General features: G+C 39.6%; 18 protein-coding genes and 2 pseudogenes. 8 read left to right on the top strand and 12 right to left on the bottom strand.

Features of this window, described 5'->3' with window-relative positions:
- Positions 1–81: 81 nt before the first annotated feature.
- Positions 82–807: a hypothetical protein gene (locus WA279_RS09310; RefSeq protein WP_017695978.1), complete on the bottom strand. Its 726-nt coding sequence runs from the start codon at positions 805–807 to the stop codon at positions 82–84.
- Between the two features lie 717 nt (positions 808–1,524).
- Between WA279_RS09310 and WA279_RS09305 the strand changes: the two genes are divergently transcribed.
- The 3 genes from WA279_RS09305 (at position 1,525) to WA279_RS09295 (ending at position 4,220) form a co-directional block, all read left to right on the top strand.
- On the top strand, positions 1,525–2,337 hold the full coding sequence (locus tag WA279_RS09305; RefSeq protein WP_336155166.1) for a MerR family transcriptional regulator: 813 nt from the start codon (positions 1,525–1,527) through the stop codon (positions 2,335–2,337).
- An 88-nt stretch (positions 2,338–2,425) separates the two neighbouring features.
- Positions 2,426–3,115, top strand: a complete 690-nt coding sequence (locus tag WA279_RS09300; RefSeq protein ID WP_015252719.1) for a DUF554 domain-containing protein — start codon at positions 2,426–2,428, stop codon at positions 3,113–3,115.
- 202 nt (positions 3,116–3,317) lie between these two features.
- A complete protein-coding gene (locus tag WA279_RS09295) occupies positions 3,318–4,220 on the top strand; it encodes a carboxylesterase (protein ID WP_336155165.1) in 903 nt (300 codons plus the stop codon).
- 221 nt (positions 4,221–4,441) lie between these two features.
- On the opposite strand, the gene WA279_RS09290 is transcribed toward WA279_RS09295, so the two are convergent.
- The 5 genes and pseudogenes from WA279_RS09290 to WA279_RS09270 form a co-directional block, all read right to left on the bottom strand.
- Positions 4,442–4,981, bottom strand: coding sequence for a sugar O-acetyltransferase (locus WA279_RS09290; protein WP_336155163.1), 540 nt, complete (start codon positions 4,979–4,981; stop codon positions 4,442–4,444).
- A 72-nt stretch (positions 4,982–5,053) separates the two neighbouring features.
- A pseudogene (locus tag WA279_RS09285) lies at positions 5,054–5,708 on the bottom strand (HAD hydrolase-like protein).
- Between the two features lie 84 nt (positions 5,709–5,792).
- The gene (locus tag WA279_RS09280; RefSeq protein ID WP_336155161.1) at positions 5,793–7,967 is read right to left on the bottom strand and encodes an MMPL family transporter; all 2,175 of its coding nucleotides are present in this window, start codon (positions 7,965–7,967) and stop codon (positions 5,793–5,795) included.
- Between the two features lie 115 nt (positions 7,968–8,082).
- On the bottom strand, positions 8,083–8,724 hold the full coding sequence (ydfI, locus tag WA279_RS09275) for a two-component system response regulator YdfI (protein WP_003244318.1): 642 nt from the start codon (positions 8,722–8,724) through the stop codon (positions 8,083–8,085).
- Positions 8,717–9,940: a sensor histidine kinase gene (locus WA279_RS09270; RefSeq protein ID WP_251187181.1), complete on the bottom strand. Its 1,224-nt coding sequence runs from the start codon at positions 9,938–9,940 to the stop codon at positions 8,717–8,719. The genes ydfI and WA279_RS09270 overlap by 8 nt, the downstream gene beginning before the upstream one ends.
- A 242-nt stretch (positions 9,941–10,182) precedes the next feature.
- Between WA279_RS09270 and WA279_RS09265 the strand changes: the two genes are divergently transcribed.
- The 3 genes from WA279_RS09265 to WA279_RS09255 all read left to right on the top strand — a co-directional run bounded on the left by WA279_RS09265 (position 10,183) and on the right by WA279_RS09255 (position 11,037).
- Positions 10,183–10,332 (top strand): hypothetical protein, encoded by a 150-nt coding sequence (locus tag WA279_RS09265; RefSeq protein WP_015382874.1) that lies wholly within the window; start codon positions 10,183–10,185, stop codon positions 10,330–10,332.
- Entirely contained in the window at positions 10,329–10,508 is a 180-nt protein-coding gene (locus WA279_RS09260; protein WP_080030634.1) for a hypothetical protein, read from the top strand. Before WA279_RS09265 ends, WA279_RS09260 begins: the two co-directional genes overlap by 4 nt.
- A gap of 85 nt (positions 10,509–10,593) precedes the next feature.
- On the top strand, positions 10,594–11,037 hold the full coding sequence (locus WA279_RS09255) for a carboxymuconolactone decarboxylase family protein (RefSeq protein ID WP_100506834.1): 444 nt from the start codon (positions 10,594–10,596) through the stop codon (positions 11,035–11,037).
- A 67-nt stretch (positions 11,038–11,104) separates the two neighbouring features.
- On the opposite strand, the gene WA279_RS09250 is transcribed toward WA279_RS09255, so the two are convergent.
- The gene (locus WA279_RS09250; RefSeq protein WP_251187182.1) at positions 11,105–11,785 is read right to left on the bottom strand and encodes an ArsR/SmtB family transcription factor; all 681 of its coding nucleotides are present in this window, start codon (positions 11,783–11,785) and stop codon (positions 11,105–11,107) included.
- An 89-nt stretch (positions 11,786–11,874) separates the two neighbouring features.
- On the opposite strand from WA279_RS09250, the gene WA279_RS09245 reads away from it, so the two are divergent.
- Complete coding sequence (locus WA279_RS09245; protein WP_029725823.1) at positions 11,875–12,498, top strand: flavin reductase family protein; 624 nt, start codon at positions 11,875–11,877, stop codon at positions 12,496–12,498.
- A gap of 117 nt (positions 12,499–12,615) precedes the next feature.
- Here WA279_RS09245 and WA279_RS09240 read toward each other — a convergent pair whose 3' ends face one another.
- Entirely contained in the window at positions 12,616–14,064 is a 1,449-nt protein-coding gene (locus WA279_RS09240; protein ID WP_021481657.1) for an aminotransferase-like domain-containing protein, read from the bottom strand.
- Between the two features lie 132 nt (positions 14,065–14,196).
- Between WA279_RS09240 and WA279_RS09235 the strand changes: the two genes are divergently transcribed.
- Positions 14,197–15,117 carry a DMT family transporter gene (locus tag WA279_RS09235; RefSeq protein ID WP_336155154.1) on the top strand — a complete coding sequence of 307 codons (921 nt, stop codon included), beginning with the start codon at positions 14,197–14,199 and terminating at the stop codon, positions 15,115–15,117.
- A 50-nt stretch (positions 15,118–15,167) separates the two neighbouring features.
- On the opposite strand, the gene WA279_RS09230 is transcribed toward WA279_RS09235, so the two are convergent.
- The 4 genes and pseudogenes from WA279_RS09230 to aseR form a co-directional block, all read right to left on the bottom strand.
- Positions 15,168–15,959, bottom strand: a complete 792-nt coding sequence (locus WA279_RS09230) for a GNAT family N-acetyltransferase (protein WP_336155153.1) — start codon at positions 15,957–15,959, stop codon at positions 15,168–15,170.
- Positions 15,960–16,147: 188 nt separating this feature from the next.
- Positions 16,148–16,464, bottom strand: a pseudogene (locus WA279_RS09225) (arsenate reductase/protein-tyrosine-phosphatase family protein).
- The gene (locus WA279_RS09220; RefSeq protein WP_336155151.1) at positions 16,451–17,758 is read right to left on the bottom strand and encodes an arsenic transporter; all 1,308 of its coding nucleotides are present in this window, start codon (positions 17,756–17,758) and stop codon (positions 16,451–16,453) included. The pseudogene WA279_RS09225 and the gene WA279_RS09220 overlap by 14 nt, the downstream one beginning before the upstream one ends.
- Positions 17,759–17,770: 12 nt before the next feature.
- Positions 17,771–18,106 (bottom strand): metal-responsive transcriptional regulator AseR, encoded by a 336-nt coding sequence (gene aseR, locus WA279_RS09215; RefSeq protein ID WP_003243257.1) that lies wholly within the window; start codon positions 18,104–18,106, stop codon positions 17,771–17,773.
- Positions 18,107–18,728: the final 622 nt, after the last annotated feature.

Genomic DNA, 18,728 nt, shown 5'->3' with positions numbered 1-18,728 from the left:
CTACAATTAAAGCTGGTACACCATAAGCAAATACTTGATACACAATATCTCCTGCTGGCATTTGATAACCCCCAAGTAATCTTAATAGTAAGTGTTGCCCTGGGCTTTAGCTTTATCTTTACCTACGATGAGGGAAACACTTCGTGTTATACTGCCTACTCCTCCACCGATATTCAATGTAGCTGAAAGTCTAGCTTCGGCTTTTTTGAAATCAGTTTCTTTTTTTCTAATGATTCTCATCTTCGGGTTAGTGTAACTACCTGTAACCGTCCAAATGTTCCACTTTCCAGCGCTAGAGATTGAATCAAATCCACCCTGGACGAGTGAATAGCTGGCTTTAAAACTTAATGAAAATGTACCATTATTGTTGTAATAAACTTTCCTGCCTGAGCAGTTAGTGTAACCTGATCCACCTTGGCACTTTCCATCTTTAATACCTACACCAGCCACAGAGAAATCAGGTTCATCCACAGCCGCTTGGGTATAGGAACCATCGGCAAAAATGTAAGTTATTTCATAACCATTATCCGTTTCTTTCTTAATCGTGTCAACAGCTTTTTCTTCCGGTAAAACAAAAGAATCTAGGGCTTCTCCTTTAGCAAGCTTGTCCAAAAGCTTTTCCTGAGTCTCAGAAGATACTACTCCTTCAATCTCCATATTTTGCTTCACCTTGTCTAGCTGTTCCTTAGTAAAACCGAGCTGCTCTTTAGGACTATTGCTTTGAGTTTCTTGGGCAGATACTTGTTGCGGCAAAGATAATCCAATTGTTGCAAAAGCAATTACAAACAAAAGAACTAATTTCTTCATTTTTTCCCTCTCCCTTAACAATTCTTTTTATCCAAGAGCCTATACCTACATCTCAACCAACACTCTAAGCATAATACAATAATCCTATAAGCACCCCTCCTCAGGAAAAACACTAACACATCAAATATCCAAAAATAAACATTTTTTACGCTAATTGGTTCTAAATTACTACATAATTTGGAATTAAATAATCACAAAGACCTATTACTTGTGACACCCCACACAATGTCTGTCACTTTATGTTTTTAACTGTTTTGAAATTTCCTACAATACATGATTATTTCACCTTTACATTTATTTCCGAGGCTGTATAAATAGGACAAGAAAGGGATTTGCCGACTTGGATACTGAGAAAGTAATCCCTTATGACTTAGTGGCAACCAAAATGAATCACTGGTATCTCGCATTAAAGAATAATTGGGTTGCCGGTGCGAAGGGGGTTGTCATTATTTCAGAGTTTTAAGCTTATTTTCAGGTCTTGGTGCATTTGAGAAGGCCCTCAGAAGAGTTCATGTCAATTCGAAATAGATAGGTTTTGCGAGAAAGAATCCGCAATTGCTAAAACTTACTCGCCGCTACATAACATACCTGAATCAAAGAACCTAGGGGATATTAAATCGCTCGTACCTTTTTCATTTTTCCGCAAACTTTACCTTTAGAACTCAGCGTACTATATAATGTGTGTATATCAATCATAGGGACAGAAAGGTTGTTAGAATGAAGGAATTTTTTTCGATTGGAGAAGTGTCAAAGTTATTCAATGTGAAAATCTCTGCTCTTCGGTATTATGATGAAATTGGCCTTTTGAAACCGGAATATAAAGATGAGCAAACGAACTATAGATATTATTCTACCCAACAGTTTGAGCGGCTGGATACCATCAAGTATTTGAGGGCCCTAGGCCTGCCAATCAATAAGCTTCTTGATTTTTATAACTCTCAAAATGCAAACACTCTTCTTCATTTACTAAAAAGCCAGCAGGCTGAAATTGATCGCAAGAAGAAAGAATTGGAACGCATCGAACGAAAGATCTCCCGACGCATCGCACATATAGAAGATGCCGTTAACATGCCGTTACATCAAATTTCAAAAATCAAACTTCCTGCAATGCGTGTGGCTTACTTGCAGCATGAATATGTTCTCGGCCATGATATCGAACATTCGTTAGCTGAATTGAGAACCCACCTGAATGTGAACGAAGATATATTCATAGGCAAGATCGGTTTATCCATATCAGCAGCAAATGTGAAAGCAAAACAGTTTGACAAATATTCCAGTATATTCATGATTCTTGAAGATGAAAATGAAAAAACTTCTTCAGAAATCATCTTTCCTTCAAAAGAATATCTGCAAATTAGGTTTAAAGGGTCACATCCAGAAGCCGAACCATACTACAAAAAATTACTGGCATATATGAAAAAACATCATTATGAGGTAGCAGGGGACTCAATCGAAATCACACTCATTGATTATGGCATTACGAATAACCTAGATAATTATGTGACTGAAATCCTGCTGCCCATCAAATAATCTCATGAATATGTTTTTATCTCCCTTGACTCTCTACTAACTAGAGGGTTTATTTTTTATGCAGGAATGATTTTTGGAGGAGAAGCTTATGTTTGGAACGATTTTTAACACAGTGATGATCATTGCAGGAAGCATAATCGGGGGGATATTCAAAAAAGGCATTAAAGATGAATACCAGGATATTTTGATGCAGGCAATGGGATTCGCTGCGGTCGCACTGGGGATCAACGCCATTACACAGCATTTGCCTGATAGTAAATACCCCATTCTATTCATCGTGAGTTTAGCCATTGGAGGTTTGCTAGGCCAGATCATCAATTTAGAATTACGATTCAACAAGCTGGTGAACAAATTTTCTAAAAGCAATTTAGCAGAGGGCTTATCAACTGCGGTCTTATTATTTTGTATAGGTTCGCTGTCAATATTGGGCCCTGTTGAAGCCGCTTTGCATGGAGATTATACATACCTCCTGACAAACGGGATGTTAGATGGGATCACCTCCATTGTGCTCGCTTCAACTTTTGGTTTTGGAATAGCGGCTGCCGCCATTGTATTATTTGCCTGGCAAGGCTCCATCTATTTATTTGCTAAAGTAATGGAGAGCGCAATCAATACAGACCTTATTAATGAAATCACAATTGTGGGAGGCATACTCATCCTCAGTTCAGGTCTAAGCATTCTTGGAATCAAGAAGTTCAAAACATTGAATTTGCTGCCTTCCCTCTTGATCCCTCCTGTTGTGATTTTTGTGATTCATGCATTTGGATTGCGGTTTTAATAAAGCGGCTCCACAAAGGAGGTTAATATTCTGTTATATTGATTTTCAATAATCTGTTCCAATCGTTTTATTTCCTTTTCATCTTGGATTTGACGCCTAATAACAACTGTATTATATTGTAAATAAAGTCTGTTATATCAAAATCAGATTCCCCATCACGAAACGGCACATTCATTTAAACAAAATTGGGAGGGGCATTTGTATGTCAAACCATTCATCTAGTATTCCCGAATTAAGTGACAACGGTATCCGCTATTATCAAACTTATAATGAAAGCCTTAGTCTTTGGCCAGTCCGTTGTAAATCATTCTATATATCTACTCGTTTTGGTCAAACACATGTGATTGCAAGCGGCCCAGAGGATGCCCCGCCGCTTGTATTACTCCACGGAGCATTATTCAGCTCGACGATGTGGTATCCCAACATCGCCGATTGGAGCAGCAACTACAGAACTTATGCAGTTGATATCATAGGTGATAAAAACAAGAGTATTCCTGAGAATGTAAGCGGTACAAGAACGGATTACGCCAATTGGCTTCTTGATGTGTTTGACAATCTGGGGATCGAAAAGTCCCACATGATCGGACTTTCGCTTGGCGGTCTCCATACGATGAATTTCCTTTTACGTATGCCTGAGAGAGTAAAAAGCGCAGCTATACTGAGTCCGGCAGAAACGTTTTTGCCATTTCATCACGATTTCTACAAATACGCTCTTGGCCTTACAGCGTCAAATGGAGTTGAAACATTCTTAAATTGGATGATGAATGATCAGAATGTGCTGCACCCGATTTTTGTGAAGCAGTTTCAAGCAGGGGTAATATGGCAGGATGGAGCAAGAAATCCAAATCCTAAAGCCGACGGATTTCCGTATGTTTTTACCGATGAGGAATTACGTTCAGCAAGAGTTCCTATCCTATTATTACTTGGTGAACATGAAGTCATCTATGATCCCCACTCAGCCCTGCACCGAGCCTCTTCATTCGTTCCAGATATTGAGGCGGAAGTCATTAAAAATGCCGGACATGTTTTATCGATGGAACAACCCGCTTACGTAAATGAACGTGTAATGCGTTTTTTCAATGCAGAAACAGGCATTTCACGGTAAGGGCTTATAAGATAGTGATTTGCATTCATAAAGTCCTGCAATATGCTTCTAGCCGGGCATTTCAAAAAATAGAGTCCCTCTTATGGACTCTATTTTTCTTGGACAAAACCCGCAGCTGGTTTTGTGTGCTTGTTTCTTTAGGTTTCTTATATGATCAGTTGGTTTATTCTTAGAATTATCAAGAACCTAGGCATTATGGAGAGAAGGCAGCGTCAAAAAAATCATTTGATGTGCTTTATGACTTTCACCGGATTCCCTGCCACGACAGAATTAGGGGGAACATCCTTCGTCACAACCGAGCCCGCAGCGATAACAGAGTTATCTCCTATTATCACGCCAGCAAGGATGACACAGCTTCCGCCAATCCATACATTGTCTCCAATACTAATTGGAATGCCGTACCCGCTTTTATGTCTGTCTTTAGGTTCGATTGAATGTCCCGCTGTATAAATGCCTACATCAGGACCTATCATGCAGTTATCACCTATCCGTACTTCAGCAACATCCAAAACCGTACAATTATAACCCGCGTAAAAATGATCACCCACATGAATATTGTATCCAAAATCACAGTGAAAGTTATGTTCAACGTTGGGATTAATCCCTACAGTTCCAAACAAATTCCTAATGATTTCTTCCTTTTTTTCAACTTCTTCAGGTTCAGCATGATTAAATTCTCGAACAAGTTTATGTGCGCGAATGTTTTGTTTTCTTAATTCTTCAGTGCCGCGTTCATAGTAAATCTTGTTTTTGGAGTTCATCTCTTTAGCCTCCGTTCAATATGAAATATACACCTATTTAAGTTCATTAGATTTTCACTGGTGCCGTGCCGCTCAATACCCTTTTATTTTCAGCCCTGGCAGCAATGTTTTCAGCTCAATTAAATCATGGATGACAAAGTCAGCTTGAGCAAGTTCCTCTTCCTGTGCAAAATCAAAATGGCATCCTATGGCCAGCAAACCATTATCTTTAGCCGCATTTATGTCAGACAGACGGTCTCCGACAACTGCCGCCTGCTGAATGGATAGTGTTTACTAAATCGCCTTTATTCAGTGTATGTATTTGTTGAATACTAAACGTTTCAGTCACCCATCTGTCCAACTGATAAAAACTCACAATTGCTTTGAGGTATTCTATTAAGCCGTTACTTGCTATAAAAATTGAATAATTGTTGTCTCTCAAATAACTGAATATCTCTTCAACGTGAGGATATAATGCGCCTTTCCCTTGATTGATATTAGCGATTAACCTTTCTAAAAAATAAGCATCCATCTTTTCTCTAATTTCATTGGAGTGGTTTGGCAATAAAACCTTCCATACTTCAGGTAAAGGAACACCCATGATCTCCCTGTATTTCTGAATAGGGGTGACCGTGTCCCATTTGCCAAGTGACCTTAAAAAATCATAAGCATCTTCTAATGACAATTCTAAAATGTGATCAGTTTGAAACAAAGTTCCATCCATATCGAAAATGAGTGATTGCGCCATAAGCGTCTCCTTTTAACTGCCGACTTCATCTTCTAAATACTACCATAAGCAAAAAAGCAGATCATTAAAGATCTGCTTTTTCTATTACACACTGATTTGTTTCTTTTGTTCATGATCTATTTCTGGCTGTATTTCCTTTGTCAGTTGATGCCCTTCTATATCCACATTCGGAATCATCTTGTCCAGCCATTTCGGCAAATACCAGGCTGCATTCCCCATCAGCTTCATGACACTTGGAATCAATGTCATTCTTACAATAAAGGCATCAAAGAGCACACCAAAGGAAAGAGCTAATCCGTTGGCTTTAATAGAAGCTTCGCCGGCAAAGATAAATCCTGCAAAAACGAAGATCATGATCAAGCCGGCTGCTGTAACAACAGGACCGCTATGTTTTAATCCAGCCTGAATGGCTTGTACTGGATTCTTTGTTTTTACATATTCTTCACGCATTCTGCTGACAAGGAATACTTGATAATCCATGGCTAACCCGAACAGAATCCCAATAGATAAAATCGGCAGGAAGGCGAGTATCGGCCCTTTTTCAGGTATTTTGAAAAAATCGATGAGATTGCCGTCTTGCAAGACAAATACACAGATTCCAAGAGTGGCTGTCATCGTCAACATGAAACCTGCAACAGCAACAAGCGGCACAAGCAGCGAACGGAAAACGATGGTCAGCAATACAAACGCAAAGCCAACAATAAGTACAGCAAACACCGGTATCGCATCATTCAGGCGATCTGAAATGTCAATATTCACTGCAGTCGATCCAGTAACAAGCAAATCTACTCCGTTTTTATCTGACAAACTGCGTACATCGTGTACCAAATCTTTCGTTGTGACATCATTTGGACCTGTTTCCGGAACGACCGTAATGATGGCAAAGTTCCCTTCTTTATTAGGCATTGCAGGGGTGACACTTGCTACATGGTCTAAACCCTTTATTTCTTTCACTGCATCTGCGAAAGCCTCCGCCTTATTTTCTGCAGCATTTGTGGCATCCGCTACGATTGTTAATTGGCCATTAAATCCTTCTCCAAAGCCTTCGGCAAGCAAGTCATATGCCCGGCGATCCGGATTATCCTTAGCTTTCATCCCAGCATCAGGCAAGCCCAGTTCCAAATGCATAGATGGGATACTAATGACGAGCAAAATCAGAATGCTGCATACACTTAGCATGATAGGATGCTTGGTGACAAAGCGTCCCCAGACATTTGTTTCAGTGCTTTGTTTTTCTATTTTCTTGTTTGATTTCGGAATCATCCGCTTCCCTGCAATCGATAAGACCGCAGGCACAAGTGTGATGGAAGCCAAAACAGCCATCAGTACACTAAGCCCTGCTGTCAGCCCCATCGCAGACATAAAAGGAATGTTAACGACAGTCAATCCGCAAAGTGCAACGATAACTGTAAGTCCGGCAAAAACGACTGCGCTTCCCGCTGTTCCCACGGCTCTCGCAATTGATTCATTCTTTTGTATGCCTTCGCCTAAAAACTGGCGGTGTTTCGTAAAAATAAATAAAGCATAATCAATACCAACAGCAAGGCCAATCATTCCGGCTAATGAAAGACTGACGGAAGCAATATCAAATACTTGTGTCCCAATCAAAACCAGTCCAATACTTACACCTAAACCAATCAGTGCAGTTAAAATCGGCAAACCTGCTATTAATAAAGAACCGAATGTAATGGCTAAAACGACAAAAGCCAAGATAATGCCGACAATTTCAGAGACACCGCCTATCTCCATCTCGGCTCCCGGTACATCTCCGCTTAGCTCAGTTTGCAATCCTTCATCATCAGCCATTTTCAAACTGTCTTTTAAGTGTTTGATAGAGTAATCCTTTATATCATCTGCTGATGATTTATACTTGATATCAGCATAGGCAACTGTGCCATCTTTCGCGATTGTCCCTGTCACAAAAGGACTTGCAATCGAGTCAACAGAATCATCTTTACTGATTTCTTTGAACGTATCTTCTATTGCTTTTTTTGCTGGCTTCCCAGTAAGTTTCTCCCCATCACCAGCACCGAAAATAACCCGTATGCTCCCTTTATCAGGACCGTGAGGAAATTCTTTTTGAATCACATCCATCGCTTTTTCCGAAGGTGTGTCAGGTATGGACATATCCTCAGAAAAACTTGGTTGTAAGGTGACTGCAAGGCCTATCGAAGCAACTAACACAACGATCCACGCACATATTACTTTTATGCGATTGCGAGCAACCCATCCTCCTAATGTATATAACATTTTTGACATGATAATCTCCTTTCAACACATTGCTTGATCACATTCTTTCTCATTGTAGTTGACAATGAAATGAAAAAAACGTACATTCGGGCATGTACGTTTGGGCAATTTTCAAATATGCAGTTTAGTTGTCTATTGTCAGAATACCTTTTTGCATGGCAATCGTTACCGCCTCAGTTCTTGAATTCGCGCCTAATTTATTGTAAATGGACGTTAATCTGGACTTTACTGTTCGCTCAGAGACGCCCAAATCAAAGGCAATCGCTTTGCTTTTAAGACCTTTAGCAATTGCTTTTAGAACAATGACTTCCTTTTCTGTCAGCTGCGTCTCATTGCGCTGCTTTTTCATCCGCTCAAATTGGATTTCTTGCAGACGTTTGAGGATATCAGGCTGCAACAGCACATTCCCTCTGATCGCTGCATCCATTGTGTGAAAAAGGGTTTCTGAACTCGTATCCTTTAACAGATATCCTTTCGCCCCTAATTCAATCCCTTCAATCATTAAGTGATCTTCATTATATGTAGTCAAAATAATGATGGGGGTATCGTGTTTTTCTTTTATTTGTTTAATGGCCTCTAACCCGCTCATCTCCGGCATATACAAATCCATCAGAATGATATCCGGTTCTAATTCATCTGCAAGACGGACTGCGACTTTTCCATTTTCCGCCTCTCCTATAATGGTGTATTGATCATTCGTTTCAATTAAAAGCTTCAGACCTTCCCTCACGACAAGATGGTCATCAACGATTAAAACCTTATTCATCTTGCATCTCTCCCTGAATTGGTACAGTGATCTCAATTTGTGTTCCTTTCAATTTTGTACTCTTGATATTGAATTGGCCATTTATTGCCCTGACGCGTTCTTGTATGCCAAGAAGCCCATAATGTCCTCTCTTTTTCTTTCCTTTTTCAACATCAAATCCCTTGCCGTTATCCTTAACTGTTAAATGGAGCCTTCCCTTTTCATCATCCCAAATGGATATCCAGATTGTTTTCGCCTCAGCATGCTTTGCCGCATTCGTCATGCATTCTCCAATGATGTAATAACAGTTTTCAGCTGTACGCACATCCAGCACCTGATGCAATCTGTAATCTAATAAACAAGCCATGCCTGTCGACTCTATAAAATGATCCATTAGCGAGGTAATTCTTTCTTTTAAAACACCGATTTCTTCTGATTTGCTGCGGAGATCGTCAATAGCTGAACGTGCATCAGCTAATGTGCTTTTCACTCTATTCATCGATTGTTGAACGATTTCTTTTGCTCTCTCTGTGTTGCCTTTGGCGAGATGAACATGAATCGCATCCAGCTGCATATTTAAACTGACAAGACCTTGAGCAAGCGTATCGTGCAAGTCTCGGGCCATCCGCTGTCTTTCGTTCTGCAGCGTCAGCTGTTCTACCTGCTGATGAGCCAGCTCCAGCCTTTCGAGAGTCAGCTGCGCTTTTATCCTTTCATCGACTTGGGCAAATAATGTAGCGGCATAAGTAATAATCACGATCATGATAGGTGCAGCAATCACAATAAAATGCAAATATTCACCTTTGTGAATCTGATTAGCTACATTTATTAACAGAAGAAGCAATAAAAATAGAATGAGGAAAGTTTTTCTTCTGTCTGCCATTCCTATAATCTGTCCAATCAAAAATGCATAAAGGCCAATGAGGACCAGCACTAAGAAGCCCGTCATGAGATTAGCAAGTGTAAAAGTGATCAAACCTTGCAGTACAAAGTATAGAATGACCCTTTTCTTCACCCAGCGATATGAATGCCAATGCAGAAAAGAAAAAACAGCCATCAATATCGTGAAGACATTAAGCAATAAAATGGACCAGCTCGCAGTAATAAATTGCAGCACGACAGAGGCTACATAGATCATGAGAATAAAAGCCAGGCCCGGCACTCTGAGTGCAAGCATGTTTAATGCCCGTCTATCATGCGAGTAGTATTTTTCTTTGAAAGGATTCCTGATACGCAAACCTCATTCACTTCCTTTCCATTGGCAGAAGCGATATACACTCCAGCCACATATACATGTATCCCATCATTTTATAGGAAGAGAAGGTACTCAACAATACAAAGATGCGGTGAAGCATAAGCGTTTCCAACATGGATCATTGCCCAAACGTACATAAGCGTTCTGCCTTTATGTACGTTTTATCTTTCCGAATTTCCATTTACAATAATGGAGAAGTCACTATTTAAAAGGAATGATCATCATTGAAATCGATTGATCTCACAATTTTATCATTAAAGAGAAAAGGAATCCGGACCGAAAAAGTGTTAAAAAATCAGTGCCTTGATCGATTAAGCAATGAGAAAGACAAACATACTCAATCAAAAATCACATGCAAGGAAAAAGAGGAATGAACATGTATTGGTTTTTAGGCGCTTTATTATATTTTCTGATCGGTACTTATATATTCATTGGAGTCACTAAAGACAGCCAATCAGGCTCATGGAGACTGCTTGCATTAGCAGCTCCACTCATCATTGCTGGCTACCCTTATTTTTATTCAAAGAAGCTTCTTTCCAAAAGACAATGAAACAGCTGTCATTCAAACCGCACATTGGTAAAATGATCAATACCGGGATACAATCTAGGTATTCTATGGAAAGGAGTCTTGCTTTATGAGTCAAAGAGTGTCCTACTATGAGATTGCACCTGAAGGTATGAAAATCATGATGGATATGGAGAAATACACGAAACAATCTTCAATTAACCGAACTACGAGAGAGCTAATTAAAATCAGAGTCTCTCAAATAAACGGCTGTGCTTTCTGCTTAGATATGCATACTTCTGATGCCCGCAAAATGGGCGAAACTGAACAGCGAATTTACTGTTTACATGCTTGGAATGAATGTGATTTTTACACACCTGAAGAGAAAGCGGCTCTCGAACTATCTGAACACATCACGCTCATTCCATCTAAAAGGGTTCCTGATGAGCTATATCATCGGGTGCGGGAACATTATGATGAGAAACAATATGTTGACCTTGTTCTGATCATTAATCAAATAAACAGTTGGAACCGCATCTCTATTGCAATGGGGAATCGAGCTGCTTCAAAATAAGAAGAAGGAGTAAGATTAGAACAAATCTTACTCCTCCTCCTGGATATCGTGCCTTCGCTTCAACATCCTAAATCTTCACGTTTAGGTGCTTTTCAAACGCGATTTTCCCGCTTTGTGTAATCCTAATCGCTCTCGTTTTAGGCATACGAACGATCCATTCTTCTTCTAACATGCGCACCAATAGGGCGTTTCCTAATGCTCCTGCAATATGATGCTGCCGTTCACTCCAATCCAAACAGCACCGGGCAAAGGCTCTCCTCTTATTCCGTTGTTGCTCTTCATTGATGCCTAACTTTGAAAAGAATAAAGCACCCTCTGGAGTCACCTCAAAGTTTAAATCAACTTTTTTTAACATCCCTTGCTCAACTAATGAATGTGCCATTTGCACGCCCACATAACCTGCCAAATGATCATAACAGGTACGGGCGAAATGCAAGTCCTTTTTCTCTTTTGACTCTTTTAAAGATTTGACTTTTGCTTTAGGCGCAATATGAAGCAATTGTTCGATCACATTTGCAGCATCTGAGTCAGACAATCTGTAATACCGATGTCTCCCATGCTTCTCTACGCTAATCAGCTTTGCTTCAAGCAATTTATTCAGGTGAAAACTGGCGGTTTGAGGTTTAATGTTAGCGAGATATGCAAGCTCTCCCGCAGGGTGTATCCTGCCATCCATCAGACTGAGAAGAATGGAAGAACGCGAGGGATCTGATAGCAACGAAGAGATTTTTGCAATATTAGGATTCATGATTTTCCTCCTTACATTCATATTTCGATGATAGTTGAAATGTTAATCCTTTACAATATAAATGTAAGCGTGACAAGGAGGAAAAAACGTTGGACATCAAAAAACAAGACACTCGTCGATTTAAGGAAATCAAACCCAAGATCATGTATTATGGTACCTCGACATTTCTTCTAACCACATTGAATGAGGATGGAACCACTAATATTAGTCCTATGTCTTCTTCTTGGGCTCTTGGACATTATATAATCCTTGGAGTAGGACTGGGAGGAAAAGCCATCGACAATTTGGAAAGACACAAAGAATGTGTCATAAACTTGCCTGGCCCGGAATTATGGGAAAACATTGAAAGAATTTCATCTTATAGCGGAAAAAAGAGTATACCGCCTTTAAAGAAGCAGCTCGGATTTACATATAAAAAAGAAAAATACGAGGCAGCAGGGTTAACGCCTTTACAATCAAAAACAGTATCACCAACACGAATTAAAGAATGCCCTATCCAAATCGAAGCCGAAGTGAAACACATTCGGCTTCCAGAATATGAATCGTCATTCGCAATTGTAGAGACGCAGGCACTACATTTTCATGCCGAGGAAAGTATCATTCTGGACGAAAACCATATCAACCCTTCCAAATGGAGCCCGCTTATCTATAATTTCAGACACTACTTTGGTTTAGGAAGAGAAGTCGGAAAGACTTTTCGTTCAGAGACATGATCATTTTAAGACCGAACCATGATTTGGTCTATTCTAGTAACCCTTGTTATTATCAGATCAAGCGATCATTAGGCTTGATCTCTTTTTTAGTGAAACATCCATTTAAGGATATAAAAGTTACCTGCTTGCCAATTCTTTTATCATTAAACCCAACTCATAAATCCCCTTTTGAAGGTCTTCAAGAGATGCATAAGCATATGATAAGCGAATATAATTCCCTTTTTCCTGAGCATAGATACTGCCGAGATTGAGCAGAATCCCTTTTGATAAGGCTTTAGTATAAAGTAATTTCATTGATATGGAAGGCAATATTTTTATCCAGACAAAAAACCCTCCTTTTGGGATATTCCATGTCGCCACATCTTTCAAATGAGTTTCTATAGCACTCAAGGCCAATTCTCTTCTCACCTTTAATTGCTGCCTAACCTTTTCTACATGCTGCTGGTAGTGGCCGGAAGTAAACCACTCTGCCGCTACTCTCTGGGATAGCGAACTGGATCCGTAATCTGTTTGCATTTTAATGTCAGATAAACGTTCAATCACCGGTTCCGGCCCGACGATCCATCCAATCCTCAAACCTGGGCTTAATGTTTTCGATAAACTTCCTATGTACAGTACGTGTCCATTTTTATCAATTGTTTTAATAGGATATGGCGGAATTTCATCGATCCATAACTCACGATAAATGTCATCTTCAATAATAGGAAGCTGTGTATTCTCACTTACTGCTAGGATTTCTTCACGCCGCTTTTTAGACATAAGAATACCAGTCGGATTGTGAAAACATGGATTTGTATATAAGATAGCCCTTCCCCGCTCTCCTCTTGTTAAATGAACATTTTCAGGCAAAAGTCCTTCATTATCCATAGGAAGTCCAGTCAGCTTCATACCAGCTGATTGAAATACGTGTAATGAATAAAGGTAGGAGGGCTGATCAAGATAAACGGTTGATCCTCTTTGTAACAGCCCCATTGATATCAGCTGCAAGGCTTGCAACGCTCCTGAGACAATCAGAATGGAAGAAGATGAGACGTTGATTCCAATGGTTTTTAAATAGTTGCTTAATGCCTCCCTCAAAGGTAAGTAACCTTTTGGCTCTTCATAACCGAATGCCTCCATGTGATGAGATACCCTCCCCATCATCTCTTTCATAACAGCCAAAGGAAAAATCTCAGCTGAAAGTTCACCTTTACTGAGCTGTATAAGGTCTGTATTTGATTCTGATTGATTTATCTCTTGAACGATTTTTCGGCTTGGCATCTGAATGCCAGAGGTGACATATTGATCCCAATCGGGAGCAGAATTCTTAGCCATCAGTGTCCATGTGTTGTTGATAACAACTGTGCCTTTCCCCATTGTGCCTTCTATTAACCCATCGGCCATCAATTCCTCTAACGCTGTAATCACTGTGCTCCGATTTACCTGAAAATCTTTTGCAAGCGTGCGCTGGCTTGGAATCTTGCTTCCAATCGGCCACTCTCCATTTCCTATTTTCTCTTTAATAAAATGAACGATTTGTCTGTACTTAGGGAGCTTTTTCATCTTTTTTTCTTCTGGAAAGCTCATAGAATCGGTCTCCTTAAAATAAATTGGTTGGGTCAAAATCCGTTTAACTGGTTGAAGCCATATCACCAAATCTTTATTAATATAAAAACACATTAAATAACTGGTTGGTTTTTGTAAATAGGAGTGGGAAATATGCAAAAGAAAACAGTTCAATTGATAACCTCAAACAGTCTGATGATCTGTTTATGGGCATCTGCTTTTCCGGGAATTCGCGCAGGACTAGAAGGGTACACACCAGAACACCTTGCTTTATTTCGCTTGTTAATCGGCTCTATGGCATTATTGCTTTTTGCTGTTTTGACTCAGATGCGCCTACCCGACTTGAAAGACATTCCTGCCATTTTTCTTTTAGGGTTTTTAGGATTTGCACTCTATCACATTTTGCTGAACATCGGTGAAAAAACAGTTAGTGCCGGAGTTGCAAGCTTACTCGTTACTACGGCACCGATCTTCTCAGCCATGCTATCCCGCCTGTTTTATAAAGAGCATTTTGGATTTACGAAATGGCTTGGCTCTATGATCAGTTTATTGGGTGTATTATTGATTGCATTTGGGGCGGGAGACTTTACATATTCAATGAGCGGTATCTTGGTCATCCTGCTGGCAGCATTTTCGGAGAGTATTTATTTCGTTTTTCAAGCCCGCTATATAAAAAAATATGATTTTATTCCATTCGTTACATTCACCATTTGGGGCGGAACAATACCTATGCTTGTGTTTCTGCCAGGCTTAGGCGAAGAGATGATAAACGCTTCAATAAGCGCAACTTTGTCTATCGTTTACTTAGGATTATTGCCGACGGTTATTCCTTACTTCGCACTAGCATATGTCACTGCACTCGTCGGCGCTTCAGAAGCAACTCTTTCTCTTTATGTAACACCGGCTTTAGCCTTGGTCATTTCATGGGTATGGATAGGCGAAATACCTGCATTTCTTTCTCTGCTGGGCGGAGTGGTTACAGTCAGCGGAGTATGTTTTACCTACCTAAAAGTAAATAAAATGAATAAGATTTTCAACACCCTTTTTTCTGCTAAAAGGGTTAAAAAACTCTAAAACAAAAAAGATACCAACATCGTTTGGTATCTCCTTTAAAGGTTCCTTCATTAAGATTCTCCAGAAAAGTAAATGGAGTATTCAGTTACTGGCTTAAACCCTAGTTTAGCTGCTAATGCAATGGACGAATTGTTGCAGATATCACAATCCCAGCTAGGAACAATCCCATTTTCCACACAAAACGCTATAAACCTATTTGCTGCGCAATAAGCTAACCCCAGTCCTCTATATTCTTCAAGTGTATAGATATCCATTTCCGCTCGATTATGCCCTAAAAATATAGAGGTACACTCACTTACTACGTGATTGCCATGTAATACGGCAAATCCAAAACCTTTTGAAGCAAACTGTGAGACAGAATCCCAATACTCCTCATAATACGCGCTGTTAAACGCTGTGCTGTGTGAAATGATGTCTTCGTCTATTCTTCTCAATACAAGACCCTTTGGCAGTTGCAAAGTCTTTTTGAAAGATTTTGGTTGATAAGAAAATGCAGCTCTTCTCATTTGGTTCAAGTCATCTTTCAGTATGGGTTTCAGTACGCTATCCCATGTATCACTGGAAGAAAACAAGGTAAATCGTTTTGATGATTTCACTTGTTCTTCATAATATCCTGCAATGAAATCATGAAAATCCCGATTCCCTTGGTCTCCCGCAATAAAATAAATGCCTGATTCAGTTCCTATAAAAAACGATTTAGGAAAGGTTTGATCATCTGCATAAACAGCTCCCGGAATGGTTTGGTCTAATATTGAATAGACAAATGTGGGACAATATTTGTCATCAAACATTGTTTTTAAGCTACTGTATTTTTCTTTTGTTAATTCCTGCAAAACAGACAACTCCTTTAAAACCCCGTCTCCTTCATGATTCTGTTCACAAAATCAATTTTCCTCTGTAACAGCTAAATAACTTCCCTGTTACGGATCTCAGACAAATAAAAACAGGTGTCTGCACTCAGCTCACAGACACCTGTTGAACAACACATTGCATTATATAAACCCAAGGAAACGCTGAGTATATCGATTCTTTATTCCCCAGTTACAGCAAACTGTTTTAAACGGTCACCAATTTCATCACGGACCCTTTGGAAACACTTCTTCTGTTCCGTGTGCTTTTGCCGGATCATCAAATTTATCCGATGTTTGATTTGAAATATCAATCCCTGCTTCTTTCATAGCTTTGACAGCTTTCAGATGTCATGCATGACATTCGATTCCTGCGCTGTACACATTCCACTTGTCCCCAAGGTTTTCTCCCCCACCCTTCAGCTATTTGACTGCGGCAAGAGTTACCTGTGTATTGTTTTCCTTGATATAGTGACCTTGTCCTTTTAGAAACAAGAATGGATTATCAGCAGCCAAATATACAGGCCGACAAGTGTGATCAATAAAGTGGGTATCGTGAGGATAATTCCTGATTTAAAATACGTGCCCCAGGAAATTTTCATACCTTTGTGCGAAAGGACATGAAGCCATAATAATGTCGCCAAGGAACCAATCGGTGTTATTTTAGGTCCTAAATCTGAACCGATCACATTTGCATAAATAAGCGCTTCTCTCATCATCCCATGTGTATCTGTACCGGCAATAGCCAGTGCATCAATCATGACAGTCGGCAGGTTATTCATAACGGAAGAAAGAATTGCCGCGATAAAGCCCATTCCAATCGTACCTGCAAACAATCCTTGATCAGCCGTGGCTTGAATCACATCTGAAAGGACATCTGTCAATCCAGCATTTCGGACACCATACACAACAACATACATGCCAATTGAAAAGAATACGATAGCCCATGGCGCTTCTTTCAGCACTTTTTTTGTATGAACGGCTGGACTCTTTTTTGCAGCCATTAAGAAAAAGATTGCAATGATCCCTGCTACCACTGATACAGGGATAGATAAGAATTCACTTGCAAAGTATCCAACTAACAGAAGTCCCAAGATATACCATGACAGTCTGAACATGTTTTGATCTTTAATTGCTTCAACAGGTTTTTTAACCTCAGTCAGATCATAGCGTTTTGGTATGCTTTTTCTAAAGAAAAGGTAAAGTACAATGATGCTCGCCAGCAGCGAAAACAGGTACGGCACAACCATTCTGGATGCATAATCAATAAACGTAATATGAAAATAGTCCGCTGAAACAATGTTGACCAAATTGCTCACTACTAAAGGAAGCGAAGTGGTATCCGCAATAAATCCGCTGGCAATGATAAAAGGAAAAACTAATTTTTCATTAAAATGTAATGCTCTGACCATCGCTAATACGATTGGTGTCAATATAAGAGCTGCACCGTCATTTGCAAATAACGCGGCGACGATAGCTCCTAATAGAGATACATAAACGAACATCCGCACACCGTTTCCTTTTGCAGCCTTAGCCATATGAAGCGCTGCCCATTCAAAGAAACCGATATTATCAAGAATTAACGATATCAGTATGATGGCCACAAAAGCCAAGGTCGCATTCCAAACAATCCCTGTCACAGTTAACACATCATGAAAATTGACAACACCTGCTATTAGAGCTAAAACTGCGCCTCCACAGGCTGACCACCCTATAGATAAATTTTTCGGCTGCCATATGACCAATACTAGAGTTAATAAAAAGATGAATACTGCCAAAATCATTGATGTCAATCTAATGCCTCCTTACTGGCAACACGCTTGAGTTTTCTTTTGTTTGATATGGTTTAACAATTCATCCTCCTGATCGATTTGATGTAAGATCAATTGCAATGTATCAAACTCAGGACAGGAACCATTTATTGAATAATAACGCCATTGGCCTCTTCTGTCCTCATTCACAAAACCTGCGTTTTTTAATTTCCGCAAATGCTGGCTTATGGCGGGCTGGCTCATTTCGAACATATCAACCAATTGACAGACACAATATTCTTGTTCAAGAAATAATCTCATCATTATAAGCCTAGTTTGATCACTAAGTGTTTTCAAACAACGAGTCATCGCCGCAACATCAATCGTCATTTGAACTCCTCCTTCCTAAATCAACATATAAGCAAATCGTTATATACACGCCAAATGATTATACATTCTTACGTTTCTATATGTAGCGCTCCGTTTATCCTAAGGATCAAAACTTCGAAAACGAAAACCTGAGTCGCTCCCCGCGTTTCCTTAGCGCCCCCGTCATTATATAAACTTTTATTTATATAAACAATCCCTGATATTTGGATCATCAAATATTTTTGATTCAATGATTATCAATCTCTTTATGAGAACTCTGCCTTATTTACCTTTATCCATTGTCGAAGCTGCTCCATTTTTAAAGAATGCGTTTCTATTTTAATCAAGTTTATTATGGAATTCCGGGTGTTTTCAATCATAATCCAGTCTGGTATAAATATTAGACTATTTCAGTTATGGGAGTGGTCATAGAGCCCAAGATGAAAATAGACAATCTTTTGGATATTAAAAAACAGGTCTCTTTAGAGGCCTGTTTACATTGCAAGTATTTTTTCCATTGCCATGACACCTACATAATGGCCATAGATTTTCTCCTGTTTTTTAAATACTCCAACTTTGCGATATTCCATTGAAGTATAGAACCCTTGTTCCAATCGATGAAAAGGAATGTAATAATATGATG

The sequence above is a fragment of the Bacillus sp. 204(2023) genome, from assembly GCF_037027505.1.
Lineage (GTDB): Bacteria > Bacillota > Bacilli > Bacillales > Bacillaceae > Bacillus > Bacillus subtilis.
This window is presented reverse-complemented; position numbering and strand designations above follow the sequence as displayed.

Bases quoted from the DNA above. Each gene is read 5' to 3' on its own strand.
- WA279_RS09295 (WP_336155165.1), top strand. From the start codon at position 3,318: ATGTCAAACCATTCATCTAGTATTCCCGAATTAAGTGACAACGGTATC.
- WA279_RS09290 (WP_336155163.1), bottom strand. From the start codon at position 4,981: ATGAACTCCAAAAACAAGATTTACTATGAACGCGGCACTGAAGAATTA.
- WA279_RS09310 (WP_017695978.1), bottom strand. From the start codon at position 807: ATGAAGAAATTAGTTCTTTTGTTTGTAATTGCTTTTGCAACAATTGGA.
- WA279_RS09235 (WP_336155154.1), top strand. From the start codon at position 14,197: ATGCAAAAGAAAACAGTTCAATTGATAACCTCAAACAGTCTGATGATC.
- WA279_RS09305 (WP_336155166.1), top strand. From the start codon at position 1,525: ATGAAGGAATTTTTTTCGATTGGAGAAGTGTCAAAGTTATTCAATGTG.
- aseR (WP_003243257.1), bottom strand. From the start codon at position 18,106: ATGACGATTGATGTTGCGGCGATGACTCGTTGTTTGAAAACACTTAGT.
- WA279_RS09260 (WP_080030634.1), top strand. From the start codon at position 10,329: ATGAACATGTATTGGTTTTTAGGCGCTTTATTATATTTTCTGATCGGT.
- WA279_RS09300 (WP_015252719.1), top strand. From the start codon at position 2,426: ATGTTTGGAACGATTTTTAACACAGTGATGATCATTGCAGGAAGCATA.
- WA279_RS09255 (WP_100506834.1), top strand. From the start codon at position 10,594: ATGAGTCAAAGAGTGTCCTACTATGAGATTGCACCTGAAGGTATGAAA.
- WA279_RS09280 (WP_336155161.1), bottom strand. From the start codon at position 7,967: ATGTCAAAAATGTTATATACATTAGGAGGATGGGTTGCTCGCAATCGC.
- ydfI (WP_003244318.1), bottom strand. From the start codon at position 8,724: ATGAATAAGGTTTTAATCGTTGATGACCATCTTGTCGTGAGGGAAGGT.
- WA279_RS09250 (WP_251187182.1), bottom strand. From the start codon at position 11,785: ATGAATCCTAATATTGCAAAAATCTCTTCGTTGCTATCAGATCCCTCG.
- WA279_RS09240 (WP_021481657.1), bottom strand. From the start codon at position 14,064: ATGAGCTTTCCAGAAGAAAAAAAGATGAAAAAGCTCCCTAAGTACAGA.